General features: G+C 70.2%; 22 protein-coding genes. 8 read left to right on the forward strand and 14 right to left on the reverse strand.

Annotated features, from left to right (window positions below; translation table 11 throughout):
* Window positions 1–16: 16 nt before the first annotated feature.
* Window positions 17–958, reverse strand: coding sequence for a phosphoribosylaminoimidazolesuccinocarboxamide synthase (locus AB0305_RS14655; RefSeq protein WP_290256173.1), 942 nt, complete (start codon window positions 956–958; stop codon window positions 17–19).
* A gap of 2 nt (window positions 959–960) precedes the next feature.
* On the reverse strand, window positions 961–2,265 hold the full coding sequence (gene purD / locus AB0305_RS14660) for a phosphoribosylamine--glycine ligase (RefSeq protein WP_364133889.1): 1,305 nt from the start codon (window positions 2,263–2,265) through the stop codon (window positions 961–963).
* A 166-nt stretch (window positions 2,266–2,431) separates the two neighbouring features.
* On the opposite strand from purD, the gene AB0305_RS14665 reads away from it, so the two are divergent.
* The 3 genes from AB0305_RS14665 to AB0305_RS14675 are packed head-to-tail and all read left to right on the forward strand — an operon-like array spanning window position 2,432 to window position 5,393.
* Window positions 2,432–3,970, forward strand: coding sequence for a molybdopterin-dependent oxidoreductase (locus tag AB0305_RS14665; RefSeq protein ID WP_364134682.1), 1,539 nt, complete (start codon window positions 2,432–2,434; stop codon window positions 3,968–3,970).
* Window positions 3,971–4,006: 36 nt separating this feature from the next.
* Entirely contained in the window at window positions 4,007–5,023 is a 1,017-nt protein-coding gene (locus AB0305_RS14670; protein ID WP_364133891.1) for an asparaginase, read from the forward strand.
* A gap of 4 nt (window positions 5,024–5,027) precedes the next feature.
* Window positions 5,028–5,393: a sterol carrier family protein gene (locus AB0305_RS14675; protein WP_364133894.1), complete on the forward strand. Its 366-nt coding sequence runs from the start codon at window positions 5,028–5,030 to the stop codon at window positions 5,391–5,393.
* A gap of 60 nt (window positions 5,394–5,453) precedes the next feature.
* Here AB0305_RS14675 and AB0305_RS14680 read toward each other — a convergent pair whose 3' ends face one another.
* Window positions 5,454–6,212, reverse strand: coding sequence for an SDR family oxidoreductase (locus tag AB0305_RS14680; protein ID WP_364133897.1), 759 nt, complete (start codon window positions 6,210–6,212; stop codon window positions 5,454–5,456).
* 84 nt (window positions 6,213–6,296) lie between these two features.
* On the opposite strand from AB0305_RS14680, the gene AB0305_RS14685 reads away from it, so the two are divergent.
* Window positions 6,297–7,202 carry a CHAD domain-containing protein gene (locus tag AB0305_RS14685; protein WP_366173263.1) on the forward strand — a complete coding sequence of 302 codons (906 nt, stop codon included), beginning with the start codon at window positions 6,297–6,299 and terminating at the stop codon, window positions 7,200–7,202.
* A gap of 13 nt (window positions 7,203–7,215) precedes the next feature.
* Here AB0305_RS14685 and AB0305_RS14690 read toward each other — a convergent pair whose 3' ends face one another.
* From AB0305_RS14690 to AB0305_RS14705, 4 genes are all read right to left on the reverse strand, one after another.
* Entirely contained in the window at window positions 7,216–8,391 is a 1,176-nt protein-coding gene (locus AB0305_RS14690; protein WP_364133903.1) for a zinc-dependent alcohol dehydrogenase, read from the reverse strand.
* A gap of 104 nt (window positions 8,392–8,495) precedes the next feature.
* Window positions 8,496–9,188, reverse strand: coding sequence for an HAD family hydrolase (locus tag AB0305_RS14695; protein ID WP_364133906.1), 693 nt, complete (start codon window positions 9,186–9,188; stop codon window positions 8,496–8,498).
* Window positions 9,175–9,474 carry a hypothetical protein gene (locus AB0305_RS14700; protein WP_364133909.1) on the reverse strand — a complete coding sequence of 100 codons (300 nt, stop codon included), beginning with the start codon at window positions 9,472–9,474 and terminating at the stop codon, window positions 9,175–9,177. The genes AB0305_RS14695 and AB0305_RS14700 overlap by 14 nt, the downstream gene beginning before the upstream one ends.
* Before the next feature lie 111 nt (window positions 9,475–9,585).
* Window positions 9,586–11,379 carry a glycoside hydrolase family 15 protein gene (locus tag AB0305_RS14705; RefSeq protein ID WP_364133912.1) on the reverse strand — a complete coding sequence of 598 codons (1,794 nt, stop codon included), beginning with the start codon at window positions 11,377–11,379 and terminating at the stop codon, window positions 9,586–9,588.
* A gap of 42 nt (window positions 11,380–11,421) precedes the next feature.
* Between AB0305_RS14705 and AB0305_RS14710 the strand changes: the two genes are divergently transcribed.
* The gene (locus tag AB0305_RS14710; RefSeq protein WP_364133915.1) at window positions 11,422–12,192 is read left to right on the forward strand and encodes a DUF72 domain-containing protein; all 771 of its coding nucleotides are present in this window, start codon (window positions 11,422–11,424) and stop codon (window positions 12,190–12,192) included.
* Between the two features lie 20 nt (window positions 12,193–12,212).
* Window positions 12,213–13,283 (forward strand): phosphatase domain-containing protein, encoded by a 1,071-nt coding sequence (locus tag AB0305_RS14715; protein WP_364133918.1) that lies wholly within the window; start codon window positions 12,213–12,215, stop codon window positions 13,281–13,283.
* On the opposite strand, the gene AB0305_RS14720 is transcribed toward AB0305_RS14715, so the two are convergent.
* From AB0305_RS14720 to AB0305_RS14735, 4 genes are all read right to left on the reverse strand, one after another.
* A complete protein-coding gene (locus tag AB0305_RS14720; protein ID WP_364133921.1) occupies window positions 13,280–14,806 on the reverse strand; it encodes a GH1 family beta-glucosidase in 1,527 nt (508 codons plus the stop codon). The two genes, AB0305_RS14715 and AB0305_RS14720, sit on opposite strands and share 4 nt — an antisense overlap.
* Before the next feature lie 120 nt (window positions 14,807–14,926).
* Window positions 14,927–15,316 carry a hypothetical protein gene (locus AB0305_RS14725; RefSeq protein WP_364133924.1) on the reverse strand — a complete coding sequence of 130 codons (390 nt, stop codon included), beginning with the start codon at window positions 15,314–15,316 and terminating at the stop codon, window positions 14,927–14,929.
* A gap of 56 nt (window positions 15,317–15,372) precedes the next feature.
* Window positions 15,373–15,690 carry a J domain-containing protein gene (locus AB0305_RS14730; RefSeq protein ID WP_364133927.1) on the reverse strand — a complete coding sequence of 106 codons (318 nt, stop codon included), beginning with the start codon at window positions 15,688–15,690 and terminating at the stop codon, window positions 15,373–15,375.
* Window positions 15,691–15,802: 112 nt separating this feature from the next.
* The gene (locus tag AB0305_RS14735; RefSeq protein WP_290256484.1) at window positions 15,803–16,228 is read right to left on the reverse strand and encodes an Hsp20 family protein; all 426 of its coding nucleotides are present in this window, start codon (window positions 16,226–16,228) and stop codon (window positions 15,803–15,805) included.
* Window positions 16,229–16,398: 170 nt separating this feature from the next.
* Between AB0305_RS14735 and AB0305_RS14740 the strand changes: the two genes are divergently transcribed.
* Window positions 16,399–16,704, forward strand: coding sequence for a MerR family transcriptional regulator (locus AB0305_RS14740; RefSeq protein WP_290256188.1), 306 nt, complete (start codon window positions 16,399–16,401; stop codon window positions 16,702–16,704).
* Between the two features lie 23 nt (window positions 16,705–16,727).
* Here the strand turns inward: AB0305_RS14740 and AB0305_RS14745 are convergent, their stop codons facing one another.
* Window positions 16,728–17,510: a phosphatase PAP2 family protein gene (locus tag AB0305_RS14745; protein ID WP_290256189.1), complete on the reverse strand. Its 783-nt coding sequence runs from the start codon at window positions 17,508–17,510 to the stop codon at window positions 16,728–16,730.
* Between the two features lie 236 nt (window positions 17,511–17,746).
* Here AB0305_RS14745 and AB0305_RS14750 point away from each other — a divergent pair, with 236 nt between their 5' ends.
* Complete coding sequence (locus tag AB0305_RS14750) at window positions 17,747–17,956, forward strand: hypothetical protein (protein WP_290256190.1); 210 nt, start codon at window positions 17,747–17,749, stop codon at window positions 17,954–17,956.
* Window positions 17,957–18,131: 175 nt separating this feature from the next.
* On the opposite strand, the gene manD is transcribed toward AB0305_RS14750, so the two are convergent.
* Window positions 18,132–19,361, reverse strand: a complete 1,230-nt coding sequence (gene manD / locus AB0305_RS14755) for a D-mannonate dehydratase ManD (RefSeq protein ID WP_290256191.1) — start codon at window positions 19,359–19,361, stop codon at window positions 18,132–18,134.
* A gap of 75 nt (window positions 19,362–19,436) precedes the next feature.
* A partial coding sequence (locus tag AB0305_RS14760; RefSeq protein WP_366173269.1) for a PfkB family carbohydrate kinase occupies window positions 19,437–19,755 on the reverse strand: 319 nt, incomplete at its 5' end.

Below are 19,755 nucleotides of genomic sequence, written 5' to 3' on the forward strand. Positions count from 1 at the left end.
AGCGGCCGGAGGCGCCTCAGGCGAAGCTGCGGCCGGTCAGAAGCTCGTAGGCCTCCACGTAGCGGCTCCGGGTGCGGGCGACGACGTCGTCCGGCAGCGCGGGCGGCGGCGTGTCGGAGGACTTATCCCAGCCCGACGAGGCGGAGGTCAGCCAGTCTCGGACGTACTGCTTGTCGTAGGAGGGCTGCGCCTTGCCCGGCTCGTAGGTGGCGGCGTCCCAGAACCGTGACGAATCGGGCGTCAGCACCTCGTCGCCGAGGGTGATCACGCCGGTGGCGGCATCCACTCCGAACTCCACCTTGGTGTCCGCGAGGATGATCCCGCGTCCCCGGGCGATGTCCTCGGCCTTGGTGTAGATCTCCAGGGTCAGGTCCCGCAGCCGCGCGGCGGTATCGGCCCCGACGAGGTCCACGACGGCGTCGTACGTGATGTTCTCGTCGTGCTCGCCCACCTCGGCCTTCGCGGAGGGGGTGAAGATGGCATGCTCCAGCCGGGAGCCGTCGACCAGCCCGGGCGGCAGCGGGATGCTGCAGACCGTGCGGGACTGCTGGTATTCGGCAAGGCCGGAGCCGGTGAGGTAGCCGCGGGCGATGCATTCGACCGGGAACATGTCCAGCTTCTTGCAGATCATGGCCCGGCCCTCCACCTCTGCCGGGACGCCGTCGGCGGCCGTGGCGGCAAGGACGTGGTGTTCGACGCCGAGCTGTTCGAACCACCACAGGCTCAGCTGGGTCAGGATGCGGCCCTTGTCCGGGATCTCGCTGGCCAGCACGTGGTCATAGGCGCTGATCCGGTCGCTGGCCACCACCAGGACGCAGTCCTGGCCTACACGCTCCGTGATGGCGGGGTCCGCCGGCGCGTAGAGGTCGCGGACCTTGCCCGAGTAGATGTGCTTCCAGCCCGGCAGCTCGGGGGCCTGGGTCTGAAGGCCGCCGGCGAGGGGTTCGTGTGCGTTCATGGTCAGGACTTCGCTTTCGTCGCGGCGGCGGAGCCGGCCACGGTGATCGCACCGCGGGCGGCCTTGGCACCGATGTCGCTGCGGTACTGGGATCCCTCCAACTGGATCAGCTCGACGCCGTCGTACGCCCGTTCCCGGGCCTCGACCAGATCCGTTCCAAGCGCGACGACGGCGAGGACACGGCCGCCGGCCGAGACCACCTTGCCGTCGTCGTCCAGCCGGGTGCCGGCGTGGATGACGTGGACGCCCTCCAGGGCCTCGGCCTTCTTGAGCCCGCGGATCCGGTCACCGGTGCGCGGGGTGCCGGGGTAGTTTTCGGCGGCGACGACGACGGCCACCGCGGTGTCCCTGGACCAGCGCAGCGGCTGGGCCTCGGCGAGTTCGCCCTTCGCGGCCGCCATCAACAGACCACCCAAGGGGGTCTTGAGCCGGGCCAGGACCGCCTGCGTCTCCGGGTCCCCGAAGCGGACGTTGAACTCGATCACCCGGGTGCCGCGCGAGGTCAGCGCCAGGCCGATGAAGAGCACTCCGACGAACGGGGTGCCGCGGTGGGCCATCTGGCTGACGGTGGGCTGCGCCACCCGTTCCAGGACCTCGTCCACGAGGCCTTCCGGCGCCCATTCGAGCGGGGTGTACGCGCCCATGCCGCCCGTGTTGGGGCCCTCGTCGTTGTCGAAAATGCGCTTGAAGTCCTGGGCCGGAGAGAGCGCCACCGTGGTACTGCCATCGCAGAGGACGAAGAGCGAGACCTCGGGGCCGTCGAGGAACTCCTCGATGACCACGGAACCGCCGGCGTCGAAGCAGCTCTGCGCGTGGGCCAGCGCCTCGTCCCGGTCGTTGGTGACCACGACGCCCTTGCCCGCGGCGAGCCCGTCGTCCTTGACGACGTATGGGGCGCCGAAGGTGTCCAGGGCGTCGGCGGCTTCCTCGGCGTTGGAGGCCACGCGGGCCATGGCCGTCGGCACGCCGGCCTCAGCCATGATGTCCTTGGCGAAGGCCTTGGAGGCCTCGAGCTGGGCGGCGGCCTTGCTGGGCCCGAAGACCGGGATCCCGGCTTCACGGACGGCGTCCGACACGCCCGCGGCGAGCGGCGCCTCGGGGCCGACGACCACCAGGTCCACGGCCAGCCGGGTCGCCAAGGCGGCGACGGCGTCGGGATCGTTGGCGTCGATGGCGTAAGTGGGGACCAGTGTGCTGATGCCGGCGTTCCCCGGGGCCGCGTGGACCTCGGAGACATTCGGATCGGCGAGCAGGGAACGGACAATGGCGTGTTCGCGGCCGCCGGGGCCGATGACGAGTACCTTCACAGTTCCCTAGGGTACTTTGTGCACCCGGCAGGCTCCTAAGCTGTGTCGGGCCGGCAATCCCCCGGGCCGGCGGCTCCGAATAAGGGATATGACATCGTCCAGCAGCACCCAGCCCGGCACCACCGCGCGGCCGCGGAAGCGTTTCCTGCCCTCGGGGCCCACGGTCATGGCCGCCCTGGCCGGGGTGGTGTCCGCCGGCGTCGTCCTGGCCGTCGCGGAACTCGTAGGGGCCTTCTTCACGGCCCGCGCCACCCCGCTGATCGCCCTCGGCTCGACCTTCATCGACTTCACCCCGCCGTGGATGAAGGACTTTGCGATCGCCACGTTCGGCACCAATGACAAGGCAGCCCTCTTCGCCGGGATGGGCCTGACCATCTTCCTCCTCGCCTGCGTCCTCGGCATCGTCGCCTACCGGCGCTGGTCGCTCGGCGTCGCCGGCGTGCTGCTGATGGGCGCGGTGATCGTCGCCAGCGTAGTGACGCGCGCCAGCGTCAAACCACTGGATGCGATCCCCTCGCTGATCGGCACCGCAGCGGGCCTGGTGGCGCTGCGGTTCCTGATCGGCAAAGTCTGGCGGATGCGGTCCTGGCCCGACGCCGAGGTCGGGCGCAGCGCCAAGGAACCGGACCGTCCGGCCACCAGCCGGCGCGCCTTCTTCGCCGCAACCGGCATCACCGCCGTCGGGGCCGCCGTGGCCGCCACCGGTGGCCGGCTGCTCAGCGCCGCCCGCAGCAACGTGGCCAAGGCCCGCGAGAGCCTGACCCTGCCCACCCCGGTCAAGGCCGCCGCGCCGGTGCCTGCCGGGGTGCAGTCCAAGGTACCCGGCGTCACGCCGTGGCTGACCCCGAACAAGGACTTCTACCGGATCGACACCGCCCTCAGCGTGCCCGAGGTCAACGCCCAGGACTGGGAACTGCGGGTCCACGGCATGGTGGAGCAGGAGGTCCGGCTCAGCTTTCAGGATCTCCTGGACGCGAAGCTGATCGAATCCCACGTCTCCCTGACCTGCGTGTCCAACCCGGTGGGCGGCAACCTGGCCGGCAACGCCAAGTGGCTGGGCATGCCCATCCGGGACGTCCTCGCGATGGCCCGGCCCAAGTACGGCGCCGACATGGTGCTCTCCACCTCCGTGGACGGTTTCAGCGCCTCCACCCCGATCGAGGTGTTGCGGGATGACCGCGACGCGATGCTGGCCATCGGCATGAACGGCGAGGCGCTGCCGCTGGAACACGGCTACCCGGTGCGGATGGTGGTCCCGGGCCTGTACGGCTTCGTCTCCGCCACCAAGTGGGTGGTTGACCTGGAGGTGACCCGGTTCGCGGACGCCAAGGCCTACTGGACCCAGCGCGGCTGGTCCGAGCGCGGACCGATCAAGACCATGGCCCGGGTGGAGGTGCCCAAGTCCTTCGCCAAGGTCCCCGCCGGCAAGGTAGCGGTGGGCGGCACCGCCTGGGCGCAGACCCGCGGCATCACCAAGGTGGAGATCCAGATCGACAACGGACCCTGGACCCCGGTGGAACTGTCCACCGAGGCGTCCCTGGTGACCTGGCGGCAGTGGTCCTATGAGTGGGACGCCACCCCCGGACCGCACTACCTCAAGGTCCGCGCCACCGACGGAACCGGCGAGGTGCAGACGGACAAGCGGGCCGATCCGGTCCCCGACGGCGCCTCCGGCTGGCAGTCCGTCATGGTCACCGTGGAGTAACCGGGCGACGGCGGCCCGGGCACCTAGACTGGCAGCATGCCTTTGAACCCGCATGCCACCTTCTCCGTCGATTCCGCCGTCGAACTGGCGGTGGTGGAGCGCAGCGGCTTCATCGAATCACGGCACATCGGGTCCGCCGTCGTGCTCTCCGCCGACGGACAGGTGGTCACCGAACTGGGCGACATCGCCGCCCCGGTGTTCGCCCGCTCAACCCTGAAACCGCTGCAGGCGCTCGCCGCGATGCAGGCCGGCGTCCCCCTCCGCGGAGCCCAGGTAGCGATCGCCTGCGGCAGCCACGTCGGGTCCCTCGACCACATGGACGTGGTGGAGAGCATGCTCAAGGCCGCTGGCGTGACCGAGGACCAGCTGCAGTGCCCCGCCGACTGGCCGGCCGACGAGACCGCCCGGACCTGGCTGGTGCAGACCGAGCGCGGCAAGTCCCGGCTGGCCTTCAACTGCTCCGGCAAGCATGCCGCGTTTCTCTGGGCCTGCACGGAGAACGGCTGGGACACGCACAGCTACCTCGAGCCGAACCACCCGCTGCAGCAGCGGGTCCGCTCCGTGATTGAGGAATACTGCGGGGAACGGATCGCCCACCTGGGCATCGACGGCTGCGGCGCCCCCGTGGCCGCCGTCTCACTCACCGGCTTGGCCCGCGCCTACTCGCAGCTGGCCAAGGCCCCCGGTGACCACCACTCCAACGCCCGGGCCGCGACCATCGCCACCTCCATGCTGGACTACCCCTGGGCCGTCCAGGGCCGCGGCGAGGCCAACACCATCGTGATGAACGACCTCGGCATCATGGCCAAGATCGGCGCCGAAGGCGTCCTGGCCATGGCCACCCCGCAGGGCGTCGCCGTGGCCATCAAGGTCCTCGACGGAAATATCCGGGCTACCACCCTGGTGGGGCTGACCCTGCTGGCCGCCGCCGGTGCCGTGGACATTCCGGAGGTCTCCAGCGTGCTCGAAAAAGTCATCGACCCGGTGCTGGGAGGTGGCCGGCCGGTGGGCAAGATCCGCCTCGGCCACGCCGTCTCGGCGCTGCTGGATTAGGGCCATGGCAGTGGCACGGCGCCGGATCCCGGTGGACGAAGGACGCGCGGCCCTGGCGGCCTGGCGTGCAGCCACGGACGGGGCGGTACCCCGCGCCACCCTGGCCACCGCCGTCCGCTACACCCTGGAGGAAGTCACGGCCCGGGCGCCCGGGAACTCCGTGGAGGTCCGGGTGCCCCCGTTCGGCGTCACCCAGTGCGTGGAGGGCCCGCGGCACACCCGCGGAACTCCCCCGAACGTCATCGAGTGCGACGCCGCCACCTGGCTCGCCATGGTCACCGGCTCCCTGGCCTGGGCGGACGCGGTCGACGCCGGCAAGGTGGCCGCCTCGGGCCTCCGGGCGGACCTGTCCCGGCTGCTTCCGCTCTAGTCCCGCCCGGGCGAGCGGACGGGCTATGGCGGCGGTGCCGCTGGGCCGGTGCGGGGAACCTCAGCCGCGGCCGATGAAGGGCATGCCGGCGGCGGTGATCACAACCGAGCCCACGCTGGCGGCGGCCGGCATCCCGGCCATCATCAGCACCGCCCTGGCCGCATCCTCCACCGGGAAGGTCGGTTCCACCTTCCGGCTGCCGTCCGCCTGAAGGGCCCCGTCGCCCACGCCGATCGTGTCCATCAGCCCGGTGGCGGCGTTACCGATGTCGATCTGGCCGCAGGTGATGCCGAAGCCGCGGCCGTCAAGCTCGATGCTCTTGGTCAGCCCGGTGATGGCGTGCTTCGTCACGGTGTAGGCCACGGACCGGGGCCGGGGCGAGTGCGCGGAGATGGAGCCGTTGTTGATGATCCGGCCGCCCTGCGGCGTCTGCTCCTTCATCGCCCGGACTGCGGCACCGGCACAGAGCAGGGACCCGGTGATATTCACCGCCGCCGTCGCCTCCCAGTCCTCGGGGCTAAGCTCGTCCACGCCCGCCGACGGCCCGAAGGTGCCGGCGTTGTTGAACAGCACGTCCACCCGGCCCCAGCGCTCCAGCGTCGCCGCGAAGAGGCGTTCGACGTCGTCGGGCCGGCTGATGTCGCACGGTACGGGGAGCGCCAGGGCGTGCCCGGCACCGGTCTCCAGCAGCTTCTCTTCCCGCCTGCCGGCCAGGACCACGCGGTAGCCCTCGGCCAGCATGAGCCGGGCCACCGCCCGTCCGATGCCGGATCCCGCTCCAGTGACGACAGCGACCGGGCCGGCGTGGTGGTGTGTCATGGGCTCTCCTGGGGCGTGGCGGCGGGTGCGGTTCAGCCCAGCCTATGCCGGGCGGGGCCGGTCGCTGAAGACGTACAGTGAAGCGTGGCATCCACCGCGGGAGACGTCGTACTGGCCTACCTGGCCCGGCAGGTGGCCGAGGTGCGCCGCCTGGCGCCCGGCGCCGCGGCAGGCCGGGCCGAGGACATCCACCAAATGCGGGTCGCAGTCCGGCGGCTCCGCTCGGTCCTGGGGTCCTGCCGGCCCCTGTTCGACGGCGGCGCGGTAGACCCGCTGCGCGACGGGCTGCGCTGGCTCTCAAGGGTGCTGGGCGCCGCCCGGGACCCCGGCGTGGTGCGGGACCGGCTCCTGGAAGCGGCGGCCCGGGAGCCGGAGGCCCTGCGCTGGGCAGTCGACCCCGCGGCGGCCCTGATTGGCACGCGACTGGACGCGGACACCGCGGCCGGGCTCGCCGCGGCCGCGGACGCCCTCACGGGTACCCGCTATGAGCGGTTGCTGGTGGCCAACGATACCTTCCTCGCCGTCCCGCCGCTGGCCCCTGCCGCCGCTGCCCCGGCGCGCCGGGTGCACCGCGCCGTGCGCCGGGACTCAACGCGGCTGGTCCGGACCGCCGCAGCCCTGGCTGAAGCCAATGGGGGCGCGGAGCACGACGTCGCGTTGCACACGGTGCGGAAGGCCGCCAAGCGGCTGCGGTACTCATCCGAGCTGGTACACGAGGCCGTGCCGGACGGCCCGGCCAGGCGGCTGAAGCACGCACGCCGGACGGCCAAGGGCGCACGGACAATACAGCAGGTTCTGGGCCTGCACCAGGACAGCGTCATGGTGCAGGCGGTTCTCGTGGAGTTGGCCCGGGAATCAGACCCGGGTGCCGGCGCCGGGTCCGCCGTCGGCTTCGGCCTCGGCCGGCTGCACGCCGCGGAGGACGTACGTGCAGCGGCGGCCGAGAAGAAGTTCCACAAGTCCTGGCGGAGGCTGCGGCGCAAGCTGTAAACCCGTCGGCTGCCTAGGGCTTCAGGACCACCTTGATGCAGCCGTCCTGCTTCTTCTGGAACATCTCGTACATGGCCGGGGCCTCGCTCAGGCTGGCCTCGTGGGTGACAAGGTCCATGACGCCCAGCGGGTCGGCGTCGTCCTCCACCAGCGGCAGCAGGTCCTCGGTCCACCGGCGGACGTTGCACTGGCCCATCCGCAGCTGGATCTGCTTGTCGAACATGGACATCAGCGGCATCGGCGAGGCCTCGCCGCCGTAGACGCCGCTCAGGGAGACGGTGCCGCCGCGGCGGACCGCGTCGAGGGCGGTATGCAGGGCCGAGAGCCGGTCCACCCCGGCGCTCTCGAACGTCTTCTGCGCCAGCTTGTCCGGGAGCAGCCCGGCCGCGTGCTGCATGAAGGAGGCCACCGGCGAATCGTGCGCCTCCATGCCGACGGCGTCCACCACGGAGTCGGCGCCGCGGCCCTGGGTCATGGAGCGCAACTCTTCGGCCACGTCCTTGGAGAAGTCGAGGGTTTCCACGCCGTGCCGCTCGGCCATGGCACGCCGCTCGGCCACCGGATCCACGGCGATGACCCGCAGCCCCAGGTGCCGGCCGATCCGCGAGGCGAATTGCCCCACGGGTCCCAGCCCCATCACGGCCAGGGTTCCGCCCTTGGGCACATCGGCGTACTTCACGCCCTGCCACGCGGTGGGCAGGATGTCCGAGAGGAAGAGGTAGCGCTGGTCCGGCAGTTCCGAGCCCACCTTGATCGGACCGTAGTCTGCGTGCGGGACCCGCAGGTATTCGGCCTGGCCGCCGGGCACCGAGCCGTACAGCTCGGAGAAGCCGAACAGCGACGCGCCGGAGCCCTTCTCCTTGACCTGGGTGGTCTCGCACTGGGACTGCAGCCCCATGTTGCACATAAAGCAATTGCCGCAGGAGATGTTGAAGGGAATGACCACGCGGTCGCCAATCGCCAGGTTGGTGACGGCGCTGCCTACCTCGACGACGACGCCCATCGGCTCATGGCCGATCACGTCACCCTTGTGCATGTAAGGGCCGAGGACCTCGTATAGGTGCAGATCGGAGCCGCAGATGGCGGTCGAGGTGATTTTCACAATTGCGTCCGTCGGTTCCTGAATGACCGGATCCGGGACCTCTTCCACGCTCACGGATCGTTTGCCCTGCCATGTGAGTGCCTGCATGCGCATTCCTCTCTCTCGGGTCGAATCTTTCGGTGAAAACTATGGGCGGGACCGGCGCGGGGCACGGTTCACTCCACCGGCGGCCAGCGCCGGGTGCCAGTGCGTCAGCGGCTCCGCGCGGCGAGCTTCCCGATGGCGCTGCCGGCGAGGTTGGCGAGCAGGGCGCGCGGGTTTTCGTAGACCTCGGCCGCGCCGGCGTCGCGCAATTCGGCCTCGCTGGTGCCACCGCAGGTCACGGCGACCGTGGGAATGCCGAGTTTGGCGGCGGCCTTGATGTCCCAGACCGAATCGCCGACATAGACCGCGTCGGCCGCGGCAACGCCCACGGCCTCCAGCGCGGCGACCAGGATGTCCGGCTGCGGTTTGCTCTCCTCCGCGTCGGCCGAGCTGGTGGCCGCGTGCAGGTAGGCGTCGGCGTCGATCGCTGCGCGCAGCATCTCCAGGTCCCGCCCGTGGGCGGAGGAGGCGAGGGCGACGGCGAGGCCGACGTCGTGGCACTGGACCAGGAGTTCGCGGGCGCCGTCGGTGCGGCGAAGTGCGGGCCAGTAGGTGGCGAAGACGGCGGCCTGCGAGGCGGCGAGGGCGTCGTCGCCGTCCCGGTCGCGGTCCGGCAGCAGGTGGTCCAGCAGTTTGTCCCCGCCCATGCCGACCGAGCGGTGAATGCTCGCCATCGGCACGTCGAGGCCGGCCTGGCGGAAGGACTGCCACCACGCCAGGGTGTGAAGGTAGGAGGAGTCGACCAGCGTGCCGTCGACGTCGAAGAGGACGGCCGCGCGCGGGTGGTCAGTGATGGGCACGGGTTCGCTTCGTCGCAGCCAGCGTGCCGCCGGTGAGGGAGGATCCACGCCCCGCACCCGCCGTCCGCCGCTTGGCCATCGATGCCATGATCGCGGACTGCCCGTCGCCGCTGCGGTCCCGGACCAGTCCGGTCCCCGCGATCTCGCGGGCCTGGGCGATCCCGGCCACCGCCGCCCGCTTGGTCGGGAAGGTCACGGAGACCGCCATCAGGTCCCCTGCGGCGTCAATCATCCGGATCCGGTACCCGCCGTCGGGTGCGTCTACGAGCTCAAAGTATCCTGCCATCGCCAACTCCTTCAGTGCTGTTCCCCTCGTGGGGGACGTTAGTAAGTATACTTATCTAAGCTCTGGAGGAAAGTCCCCGGCGTTCTGCGGGGGCGGTTGCCGGCGCCGCGCTTAACGCGGCCGGAGCGGTGAGCCGCCGTGGTCCGCTTTCTCCGGCTCCAGCTGCAACGCGGTGCGGACTAGGGCGAAATGGCTGAAGGCCTGCGGGGTATTGCCCAGCTGCCGGGCCTCCTCGACGCCCCATTCTTCGCTGAGCAGGCCGACGTCGTTGCGCAGCGCCAGGAGCCGCTTGAACAGCTCCTCGCCCTCGCGGCGCCGGCCGGCACCGAGCAGGGCCTCCACCAGCCAGAACGAGCAGGCCAGGAAGACGCCTTCTCCGCCGGCGACGCCGTCGTCGCTCTGCTCCACCCGGTAGCGCAGCACGAAACCGTCGTGCGTCAGTTCCCGCTGGATCGCCTCAATGGTGCCGATCACCCGCGGATCGTCCGGCGGCAGGAAGCCCACCCGCGGGATGAGCAGCAGGCTGGCGTCCAGTTCCTGCCGGCCATAGGACTGGACGAAGGTGTTGCGTTCGGCATCGAACCCGTTGGCCATGACGTCCGCGTGGATCCGGTCCCGGAGGTCCTCCCAGCGGTCGGCGGGGCCGGGCAGGTGGAAGTCGCGCACGCCCTTGACCATCCGGTCCGCCGCCACCCAGGCCATCACTTTAGAGTGGGTGAAGTGCCGGCGAGGTCCGCGCATCTCCCAGAGCCCGTTGTCCGGCTGGTCCCAGGCCGTCTCGAGGTGCTCCATCAGGGCCACTTGGACATCCCAGGACTCGTCGGGATGCTGCAGCAGGGCCGAGCGGGTCAGCGCCAGCCCGTCCAGCACCTCGCCCCAGACGTCCAGCTGCAGCTGCCCGGCGGCGGCGTTGCCGACCCGGACCGGCGTCGATTTCTCGTAACCGGCCAGCCAGTCGAGGGTCAGTTCCGGCAGCCGGCGTTCGCCGTGCAGGCCGTACATGATCTGCAGGTCCGCCGGGTCTCCGGCGACGGCCCGCAGCAGCCAGTCCCGCCACGCGCCGGCCTCCTCGGAGTACCCGGACGCCAGCAGCGCCTGCAGCGTGAGGGTCGCGTCCCGCAGCCAGCAGTACCGGTAGTCCCAGTTGCGTTCGCCGCCGAGTTCCTCCGGCAGGGACGTGGTCACGGCGGCAACGATCCCGCCGGTCGGGGCGAAAGTGAGGGCCTTGAGCGTGATCAGCGAGCGCAGCACGGGCTCCCGGTACGGGCCGGTGATCCGGCACCGGTCCGCCCACTGCAGCCAGAAGGATTCGGTGGCCTCCAGCACCGCCTCCGGGTCCACCTTCCGCGGCCGGCCCAGGTGGCTCGGGGACCAGGTGAGGACGAACGGAATCCGCTGGCCGGCCTTGACGGTGAAATCGGAGACGGTCTGCAGGTGCTCGCCGCGCAGCGGGGCGTCGGTGACGAGGTAGGCGGCGTCGGGCCCGGCGATCGCGTGGATGCCGTGCTCGTCGTGGCGGACCCACGGGATGATGTTGCCGTAGTCGAAGCGGAGCGCCAGCTGGCCGCGCATCCGGACACTGCCGCGGATGCCCACCACGATCCGGACGATGTCCGCGGCGCCGTCGCGCGGGGACATGAAGTCGATGACCTTGGCCTTGCCCTCCGGGGTTTCCCACTCGGTCTCGAGGATGAGGGTGTTCTTGCGGTACTTGCGGCGGGTGCATTCGCCGCCGCCGGCCGGGGCGAGCAGCCAGCGGCCGGCCTCCGGGGTGTCCAGCAGGGCGCTGAAGCAGGCCGGCGAGTCGAACTGCGGCAGGCAGAGCCAGTCGATCGAACCCTCGGTGCTGATCAGGGCGGCGGTGTGCAAGTCGCCGACCATTGCATAATCCTCGATGCGTGCCATGGCTCTTAGCGTGCCATACGGGCCTGGGCTAGGATCCCTCCCATGCCGGAGGATCAGCCAGGGCAGGCGCGGCCGCCGCGCGGGACGGCCCACATCGGGACCAGCGGCTGGAGCTACGACCACTGGGCGGGCGTGTTCTACCCGCCCGGGCTGCCCGCGGCCAAGCGGCTGGCCTACTACGCCGCCCGGCTCGACACGGTTGAGCTGAACGCGAGCTTCTACCACTGGCCGCGGGAGAGCTCGTTCGCCGGCTGGCGGGAGCGGCTCCCGGAAGGGTTCGTCCTGTCCGTCAAGGCACCGCGGGGCCTGACCCACGGCAGGAAACTCTACGGGCCGGAGGCGTGGACGGAGCGGATCGTCCGCGGATGGCACGAGCTGGGCGAGCGGCGGGGTGTGCTGCTGGTCCAGTTGCCCCCGGACCTGGAACGCGACGACGCGCGGCTGGAGTACTTCCTCGCGGCGCTGCCCGGGTGGATCCGGGTGAGCGTCGAGTTCAGGCACCCCAGCTGGGACCATCCGGAGGTGTACGCCCTGCTGGAGCGCCATGCCGCGGCGTACTGCGTGATGAGCGGCGCCGGCCTGCCCTGCATCCTGCGCGCCACCGCGCCGTTCGTCTACGTCCGGCTGCACGGCCCGGACCGGGACCGGCTGTACGCCGGCTCCTACCCGGACGACGACCTCCGCTGGTGGGCGGCGCGGATTGGCGAATGGCTGGACGCCGGGCGGGACGTCTACGCCTACTTCAATAACGACTGCGGCGGGCACGCGGTGCGCAACGCCCTGACGTTGCGGGATCTGCTGGGGCCGCCCTGACGCTGTGGGAGAGTGGTGTCATGGAAATGGCGCCCCAACAACCCGCCCCCAGGTCCGCCCCGTCAGCAAGCCAGGCGCTGCGGCTCGCGCACCTGGTCTCGGATTCGGTAAACCACCTGCGCCTGAAAGCTGCGCGCCGCTGGAAGTTCTCGCCGCAGACGATCGCCTACCAGGGGTACGGCTCCACCGAATGGGTCCGGGTCCTGGCCCGCGTCCTGCTGACCAGCAAACCGGCGCCCGGCAGCCGGGCCGAGCAGGTGGCACTCAACGGGAACCAAAACATCCGCGGCTGGCGCGCGTTCACCTCGGTGCCGATCCAGTTCGTCGAGGTGGAGATCGAGATCGGCGGCGTCACGACGACGGTCCACGCCGACCGCGGCGGGATCGTGGACACCGTGATCCCCGTGCGGCTCGAACCGGGCTGGCACACCGCCACGATCCACGCCGAGGGCACCGAGCCCGCCGAGGCCCGGATTTATGTCATTTCCCCGGACACCACGCTGGGCATCGTCTCCGACATCGACGACACGATCATGGTCACCGCCCTCCCCCGCCCGTTCCTGGCGCTGTGGAACACCTTCGTTTTGAACGAACGCGCCCGGATGGCCACCCCGGGCATGGCCGTGCTGATGGACCGGCTGATGGTGGAGTACCCGGAGGCGCCGGTGATCTACCTGTCCACCGGGCCGTGGAACGCGGCGCCCACCCTGGCCCGGTTCATGACCCGCAATCTCTACCCGCAGGGGACGCTGCTGCTCACCGACTGGGGCCTGACCCACGACCGCTGGTTCCGCAGCGGCCAGGACCACAAGCGCCGGAACCTCGAACTGCTGGCCACCGAGTTCCCGAACATGCGCTGGCTGCTTTTCGGCGACAACGGCCAGCACGACGAGGAGATCTACTCGGACTTCGTGCGGGAGCACGCCAGCCAGGTCGCGGCGATCGGGATCCGGCAGCTCTCCGCCGGTGAGGCGGTGCTGGCCGGCGGCCACTCGGGCAGCGGCGATCACAGCGCGTCCGGGGTGCCGTGGATCTACTCTCCCGACGGCGCCGGAATGGTCAAGCGCCTGCAGGAACTCAACCTGCTTTAGCCGGCCGCCGGCGCTGTTTCCGCCGGGCCGGCCTCGGCCGGTGCGGATTCCTTCGGGCTGGTTTCGGCCGGCGTGCTTGCCGACGCCAGCCGGGCCGCCATGACCTCGCGGAGCCAGTGGAACGAGGCCTTGGGCGTGCGCTCCATCGTGTCCCGGTTCACGTGCAGCAGGCCGAACTGCTGGTGGTAGCCCGCGGACCATTCGAAGTTGTCCAGCAGGGACCACACGTAGTAGCCGCGCAGGTCGATCGATTCCGCCGAACCGCCCGGGGAGGTCGCCTCGATGGCCGCCTCGATGTGCTCGGCGAGGTAGCGCACGCGGCGCTCGTCCGGGACGATCAGCCGGCCTTCGGCGTCGTGGATTTCCAGGTCCTGGAAGCTGGCGCCGCCCTCCGTGATGTAGACCGGCGGCAGGTTGGGGTAGCGCTCGGCCATCTCGGCCAGCGCCACGGCCATGTAGTCGGGCTTGATCGGCCAGCCGTAGGCGGTGAGCTCCGTGTCCGGGAAGCTCTCGACGTGGAACGGCGTCGCTCCCCCGCCGCCGTTCAGGTCGTTGCCCATAGCCTCAGCCATGCCCTCCGGCACGGTGCCCTCGCCGGGGCCGGCCGCGACCCGGGTGGGCATGTAGTAGTTCAGCCCATAGAAGTCCAGGGGCTGCGAGATGAGCTCCATGTCCTCCTTGGAGGGGCTGAAGGAGGAGAAGAAGGTGGCGGCACGGATGGCGTCCGGGTACTTGCCCAGCAGGACGGGATCGGCGTAGAGCCGGTTCTGCCCCATGTCCATGATGCCTGCGCTGACCTTGTCCAGGGGGTTGACGGACGCCGGGACCATCGGCGAATAGACGTTTGTCATGCCGATCCCGCCCGGGACCTTGGCGGCCCGGAGGGCCTGCAGCGCCAGGCCGTGGCCGAGGAGCTGGTGGTGGACGCTGGGCAGCGCCTTGAGCATGTGCGATTCGCCGGGGGCGTGGACGCCCAGCATGTACCCGTTGGCGCTGACGGTGGCGGGTTCGTTGATGGTGACCCACCGGGCCACCCGGTCACCGTAGGCCGCGGCCGCGATCTCGGCGAACTCGCCCAGGCGGTACGCGGTGTCCCGGTTCATCCAGCCGCCGGCCTCATCCAGCTCCAGCGGGGTGTCCCAGTGGTAGAGGGTGGCCATCGGGGCGATTCCGTTGGCCAGCAGCAGGTCGATCAGCCGGTCATAGAAGTCCAGGCCCTTGGGGTTGACCGGGCCGCTGCCGCCGGGCTGGATGCGCGGCCAGGAGAGCGAGAACCGGTAGGAGTCGATGCCCAGGTCCTTCATCAGCGCGACGTCTTCGGGCATCCGGTGGTAGTGGTCGCAGGCCATGACCGGGCTGTGGTCGTCCACGATCGCGCCCGGCACCGCGGCGAAGACATCCCAGCCGGATTTGCCCCGGCCGTCCTCGTCCAGCGCGCCTTCGATCTGGAACGCGGCCGTGGCCACGCCCATGGTGAACCCTGCGGGCAGGATGGCGGCCAGATCGCGGGCGGAAGCTTTCATCGGTGGTTCCCCTATGCAGTTGCGCTGGTGATTGATTGATCTTAGGCCCGGACCGGGGCGCTTCCTAAACCCCAGGCCCGAGCCGCCGCACCGCGCCCGGCCGCCCGCGGGAGGACCGGGTCAGTAGTTCACGCCGTCGGGACCGAACAGGAACTCCTTCGCGTGCGCCACGGCCTTCTTGAACGCGTCATTGCGCAGGGTGAGCAACTGCTCGGCGTCGTCCGCCGCCGGCTCCAGGTAGGCGGTGAAGCCGGGGCGCAGGACCCAGATGTCGCCCGCCGGGGGCAGGTAGAAGACCCCGAACGAGCGGTGCTGGCTGTCCTCGGCGGCCCAGATCGGCACCACGGCCAGCGCCGCGCCGGTGTCGACGTTGATCCACTGGGCGCGCGGCAGGGGAAGTTCGTGCGCCTCCGGGTCAAGGAACGGTGCCGTGCCCTCGCCCCAGCGTTCCTCGAAGCGTTCGTGGAAGGCGGGGATCAGGTGTGAATCGTATTGCCGCCATGCGCTCATGGCTGCCCTCCTCTCATCCAGCTGTGGTGGGGGTGCGGGGCCCCGGCGGCCGCGGGTCACCCCGGTCCGCGTTCCCAGCGCACCGGGGTGACCCGGACCAGCGGCTGCGTCGCATGCCGCCGCACCGGGATATCCCGGCCGGCGCGCTCGAAGCCATCGGTCCGCCCATAGGCCGGGTCGTAGTTGGCCCGGGATTTCGGGTGGCGGAGCACGGCGAAGGCCTCAAGGACCCGGCGCACGTCCTCCCCTCCCGGCGCCCCGACGTCGGGGTGCAGGTGGCGCAACAGCGCCCGGTACCGGCGCCGGATGTCAGCGCCGGTGGCATCCGGCCCGACGCCGAGGGCGGCATACAGGCCCCGCGGGTCACGGTTCACGGCCCCGCCCCTCCTTTCGGACGGCTCCTTTCGACTGCTACTTGGGAACGGCGGGGACCCGGCGCCCGAGGGCACCGGATCCTAAGCCAAACCGGCAGCAATGCCGCCGGTGCTACTTGGCGATCTCGTGCATGCTGTCCTGGCTGTGCGTGATCTCAATCTTGCGCGCCTTGGCCTTCTCCAGGACCGGGATGCGCAGGGTCAGCACGCCGTCGGTGTAGCTGGCCTTGATGTTTTCCGTGTCCAGCGAATCGCCCAGGATCAGTTGCCGGCTGAAAACGCCGCGCGGCCGCTCCGAGGCGATCATCTCGACGTTCGGCTGGGTCGGGTCACGGCGTTCGGCCCGGACGGTCAGGACGTTCCGTTCGATGTCGAGGTCCACCGAGTCGACATTGACGCCGGGGAGATCGAAGGCGGCGACGAATTCGCCGTCCTCCTGCCAGGCGTCCATCGGCATCGCGGCAGGCCGCGCCGTGGTTCCGAAGACCTGCTGGGTCAGCCGGTCCAGTTCACGGAACGGGTCCGTACGCATCAACATCATTTCCCACTCCTTCATCCGAGAGTCCTTCAGGTTTTCGGGCTATCCGCCGCCCCTCCCATCTATGGATTATCTATGGTGGCGGATATAGTTTTTTTATAGCACCGGCGTGAGAGTGGTGCAAGAGGATTTTCCGGCGCCGCGGCGGCGTCGACCCGAAGGAGGGCAGCATGGCGCAACGGGGGGACGACGTGGGGGTCTACGCGATTTCGGTGGTGGCCGACCTCGTGGGCACGGGGCAGCAGAACATCCGGCTGTACGAGCGCAAGGGCCTGTTGACGCCCGACCGCACGGCGGGCGGCACCCGGCAATACAGCGAGACGGATCTTGCCGTGCTGCGGCGGATTGGCGAGCTGCTGGCGGAGGGCCTGAACCTGGCCGGCGTCGCCAAGGTGCTGGAGCTGGAGGCCGCCAACGCCGGGCTTCGCCGGGAGCTTGAGCGGCGCAAGGAGGCGCAGCGGCGCGCGGCCCGCTAGAGGAGCGGCGCGCCGTCGGGGGCCTACTCCGCGGCGGCTTCCTTCTTGGAGAGCTCGCCGGTGACCGGCTCGCCCGGGATGCGGACGGTCCGCCACGTATCGAGCAGTATGACCGCGCCCAGGATCACGAAGGAGATGGACAGCGAGGCCAGTGCGTCGGTGGTCCAGTGATACCCCAGGTACAGCCGGCTGAGCGCGGCGAAGACAATGCCGATCCCGGCGACGGTGAAACCGACGACGGCGGCCCGCGGGTTCCGGCGCCGCGAGAAGACCAGGAAGCTGGTGATCAGCAGGAAGTCGCAGGCGCCCAGGACGTGGCCGGAGGGGAAGGAGAAGGTGGCGTCGGCGCCGAAGAGCATCAGGTCCACCGGGGGGCGGTGGCGTTCGACGGCGTGGCCGATCAGCTGGGCCAGGATGACGCCTGTCAGCATGGCGCCGGCCAGCACCATGGGGCGCCAGGCGTGCTTTGCCAGCAGGCCCCAGGCGACGGTCACCACCAGGATGATGATGGGCAGGCCGATCGGGCCGAAAACGATCGCAAGGATGATCATGATGGTGGTGGCGGGCTCGCCGCGCAGGGCCACCAGGCCGGAGCGGATCGGCTCGTCCACCACGCTGATGCCGGTGTGGGTCAAGACGCTGATCAGGATGAAGGTGAACAGCGCGGCGCCGACGACCATGAGGATGGCGCCGGTGCGGTAGAGCCTGCGGCGGTCCCCGGGCTCCATGTACCGCTCTTCGACGACGAACTTGTCGTGGAAGACCCGCCACCAGCCCGGGCGTTCTCCTGATTGGTCTTGCGCCATTGCCCGCGTCCGCCTTTTCACTCCGTGGCCATTAATGTTCAGGGAAGATTATCCCGGTTTGCTGGGAGCCGGGCTCTTGACGGCGCCGGACCCCGGGAAAATGCTCCGGCGCGCCGCCCGCGTGGTGATTTGACTCACATTTAACCCAGAGGCTAATCTCACTTCAGCCGTGGTCCGCACGGTGACACAGCGGGGTGAAATGGTGCGCAGGGGACGCTCCGGGAGAGGCAGTTCCGATGACCACAGCCAACGAGTGCATTGAGATCCAGGTGGACAGCCGGCGGCTGCTGGACGAGCGGCTCAACGACGCGGTCCAGGGCCTGCAGCGGGTGGCCATGCTCACCGGCACCCACGGCATCCTGTTGACCCGCCACAAGCCCGGCCACTACACCGCGGCGCTCTCGGACCAGGTCCCCTTCGGCATGACCCGGGAACTGATCCACTAGGCCCGCCCGACGGCGCAGACCGGAATACCGGCGCGCCGCACCATCCACAGACCAGGCCCCGGCCGGCTGAGCCTCGACTCGCCGCCCGGGGCCTTCTGTGCGGTGCCTGCTCCTTCGTGCCCGCCCCTGTGTGCCCCAGGGATGCCAGGCACCACCTGGTGCCCGGCACTGCCGGTCACCAGTCGTGGACGGTCCCGTCGACCAGGCGGTTGTAGGGCAGGTAGGCCTGCTGGTAGGGGTACGCGGCGGCGGCTTCCTCGTTGAACTCCACTCCCAGTCCGGGCTCCTCCCCCGGGTGCAGGTAGCCGTCGGTGAAGGTCATCGACTGTTCGAAGACCTCGTTGGTGGCCGCCGAGTGCTGCATGTACTCCTGGATGCCGTAATTGTGGATGGCCAGGCCCACGTGCAGCTGTGCGGCGAAGCCCACCGGGGAGATGTCCGTGGGGCCGTGGAAGCCGGACTTGACCTGGTACTGGGCGGCGAAGTCCATCACCTTCTTCAGCGGGCTGATGCCGCCGAAGTGGGTGGAGGCGGCCCGCACGTAGTCGATTAGCTGTTCCTTGATCAGGGCCTGGAAGTCGTAAACGGTGTTGAAGACCTCGCCGATCGCCAGCGGGGTGGTGGTGTGCTGCCGCACCAGCCGCAGCGCCTCCTGGTTCTCCGCCGGGGTGCAGTCCTCCAGCCAGAAGAGGTCGTAGGGTTCCAGGGCCTTGCCCAGCTTGGCGGCCTGGATGGGCGTCATGCGGTGGTGGCCGTCGTGCAGCAGCGGCAGTTCCGGGCCAAACTCGTTCCGGACCGCTTCGAAGACGGTCGGGAGGTGCCGCAGGTAGGCGCGGGTGTCCCAGTCCTCCTCCTGCGGGAACGCGCCGCGCCCGGCCGGTTCGTAGTCGTACCGCTCACCGGAGGCCTGGGCCTGCGCGGCCACCCCATAGACGGCCTTGATCCCGGGGACCGCGGTCTGGATCCGGATGGACTTGTAGCCCAGCTCCAGGTGTTCGCGGACCGAGTCGAACAGGGAGGGCAGGTCCGAGCCCGAGGCGTGGCCGTAGGCGCGGAGCCCGTTGCGGGAGGCGCCACCGAGCAGCTGGTAGACGGGCATCCCGGCGAGCTTGCCCTTGATGTCCCAGAGCGCCATGTCGACGGCGGCGATCGCGGCCATGGTGACCGGGCCGCGGCGCCAGTAGGAGCTGCGGTAGAGGAACTGCCAGGTGTCCTCGATCCGGTGCGGGTCCTTGCCGATCAGGAGCTGGGCGACGTGTTCCTTCAAGTACGCGGCGACGGCCAGTTCGCGGCCGTTGAGGGTGGCGTCCCCGATGCCGGTCACCCCGTCCTCCGTGGTGATCCGGAGGGTCACGAAGTTCCGGGACGGGCTGGTGACGAAGACGTCGGCGGCAATGATTTTCATGGGTGGAGCGGTCCTTTCGCGGCGGACAGTGACGGCGGACAGTGACGGCGGACGGTGACAAAGGATGAGGGCGCCTCAGCGCTGCGTGCCGCCGTCCGGGACGGCGCCCAGCAGGGCCAGTTCGGCGGCGGTGGGCAGTCCCTCGCAGTCGCCGGCGGAGCTGACGGCGAAGGCGCCGGCCAGGGTGCCGCGGCGCAGGCGTTCGGCGGTGCCGAGGCCCTCGAGCAGGGCGGAGAGGTAGCCGGCGGTGAAGGCGTCGCCGGCGCCGACGGTGTCGATGCTGGTGACGGGGACGGCGGGGGCCTCCAGGCGCCCTGCGGCGGTGTAGACGCCGGCGCCGGCGGCGCCGCCTTTGACCACGACGTCGAGGACGCCTCGGCCCAGCAGTTCCGCG

This window comes from Arthrobacter sp. NPDC080086 (genome assembly GCF_040702285.1).

What these genes read in the sequence shown, in the direction of transcription:
- AB0305_RS14705 (WP_364133912.1), bottom strand. Translation starts at nt 11,379, where the DNA reads ATGGCACGCATCGAGGATTATGCAATGGTCGGCGACTTGCACACCGCC.
- AB0305_RS14725 (WP_364133924.1), bottom strand. Translation starts at nt 15,316, where the DNA reads ATGAGCGCATGGCGGCAATACGATTCACACCTGATCCCCGCCTTCCAC.
- AB0305_RS14700 (WP_364133909.1), bottom strand. Translation starts at nt 9,474, where the DNA reads ATGGCAGGATACTTTGAGCTCGTAGACGCACCCGACGGCGGGTACCGG.
- AB0305_RS14710 (WP_364133915.1), top strand. Translation starts at nt 11,422, where the DNA reads ATGCCGGAGGATCAGCCAGGGCAGGCGCGGCCGCCGCGCGGGACGGCC.
- AB0305_RS14670 (WP_364133891.1), top strand. Translation starts at nt 4,007, where the DNA reads ATGCCTTTGAACCCGCATGCCACCTTCTCCGTCGATTCCGCCGTCGAA.
- AB0305_RS14750 (WP_290256190.1), top strand. Translation starts at nt 17,747, where the DNA reads ATGACCACAGCCAACGAGTGCATTGAGATCCAGGTGGACAGCCGGCGG.
- AB0305_RS14720 (WP_364133921.1), bottom strand. Translation starts at nt 14,806, where the DNA reads ATGAAAGCTTCCGCCCGCGATCTGGCCGCCATCCTGCCCGCAGGGTTC.
- AB0305_RS14740 (WP_290256188.1), top strand. Translation starts at nt 16,399, where the DNA reads ATGGCGCAACGGGGGGACGACGTGGGGGTCTACGCGATTTCGGTGGTG.
- AB0305_RS14665 (WP_364134682.1), top strand. Translation starts at nt 2,432, where the DNA reads ATGGCCGCCCTGGCCGGGGTGGTGTCCGCCGGCGTCGTCCTGGCCGTC.
- AB0305_RS14655 (WP_290256173.1), bottom strand. Translation starts at nt 958, where the DNA reads ATGAACGCACACGAACCCCTCGCCGGCGGCCTTCAGACCCAGGCCCCC.
- AB0305_RS14680 (WP_364133897.1), bottom strand. Translation starts at nt 6,212, where the DNA reads ATGACACACCACCACGCCGGCCCGGTCGCTGTCGTCACTGGAGCGGGA.
- AB0305_RS14715 (WP_364133918.1), top strand. Translation starts at nt 12,213, where the DNA reads ATGGAAATGGCGCCCCAACAACCCGCCCCCAGGTCCGCCCCGTCAGCA.
- AB0305_RS14745 (WP_290256189.1), bottom strand. Translation starts at nt 17,510, where the DNA reads ATGGCGCAAGACCAATCAGGAGAACGCCCGGGCTGGTGGCGGGTCTTC.
- manD (WP_290256191.1), bottom strand. Translation starts at nt 19,361, where the DNA reads ATGAAAATCATTGCCGCCGACGTCTTCGTCACCAGCCCGTCCCGGAAC.
- AB0305_RS14675 (WP_364133894.1), top strand. Translation starts at nt 5,028, where the DNA reads ATGGCAGTGGCACGGCGCCGGATCCCGGTGGACGAAGGACGCGCGGCC.
- AB0305_RS14735 (WP_290256484.1), bottom strand. Translation starts at nt 16,228, where the DNA reads ATGTTGATGCGTACGGACCCGTTCCGTGAACTGGACCGGCTGACCCAG.
- AB0305_RS14690 (WP_364133903.1), bottom strand. Translation starts at nt 8,391, where the DNA reads ATGCAGGCACTCACATGGCAGGGCAAACGATCCGTGAGCGTGGAAGAG.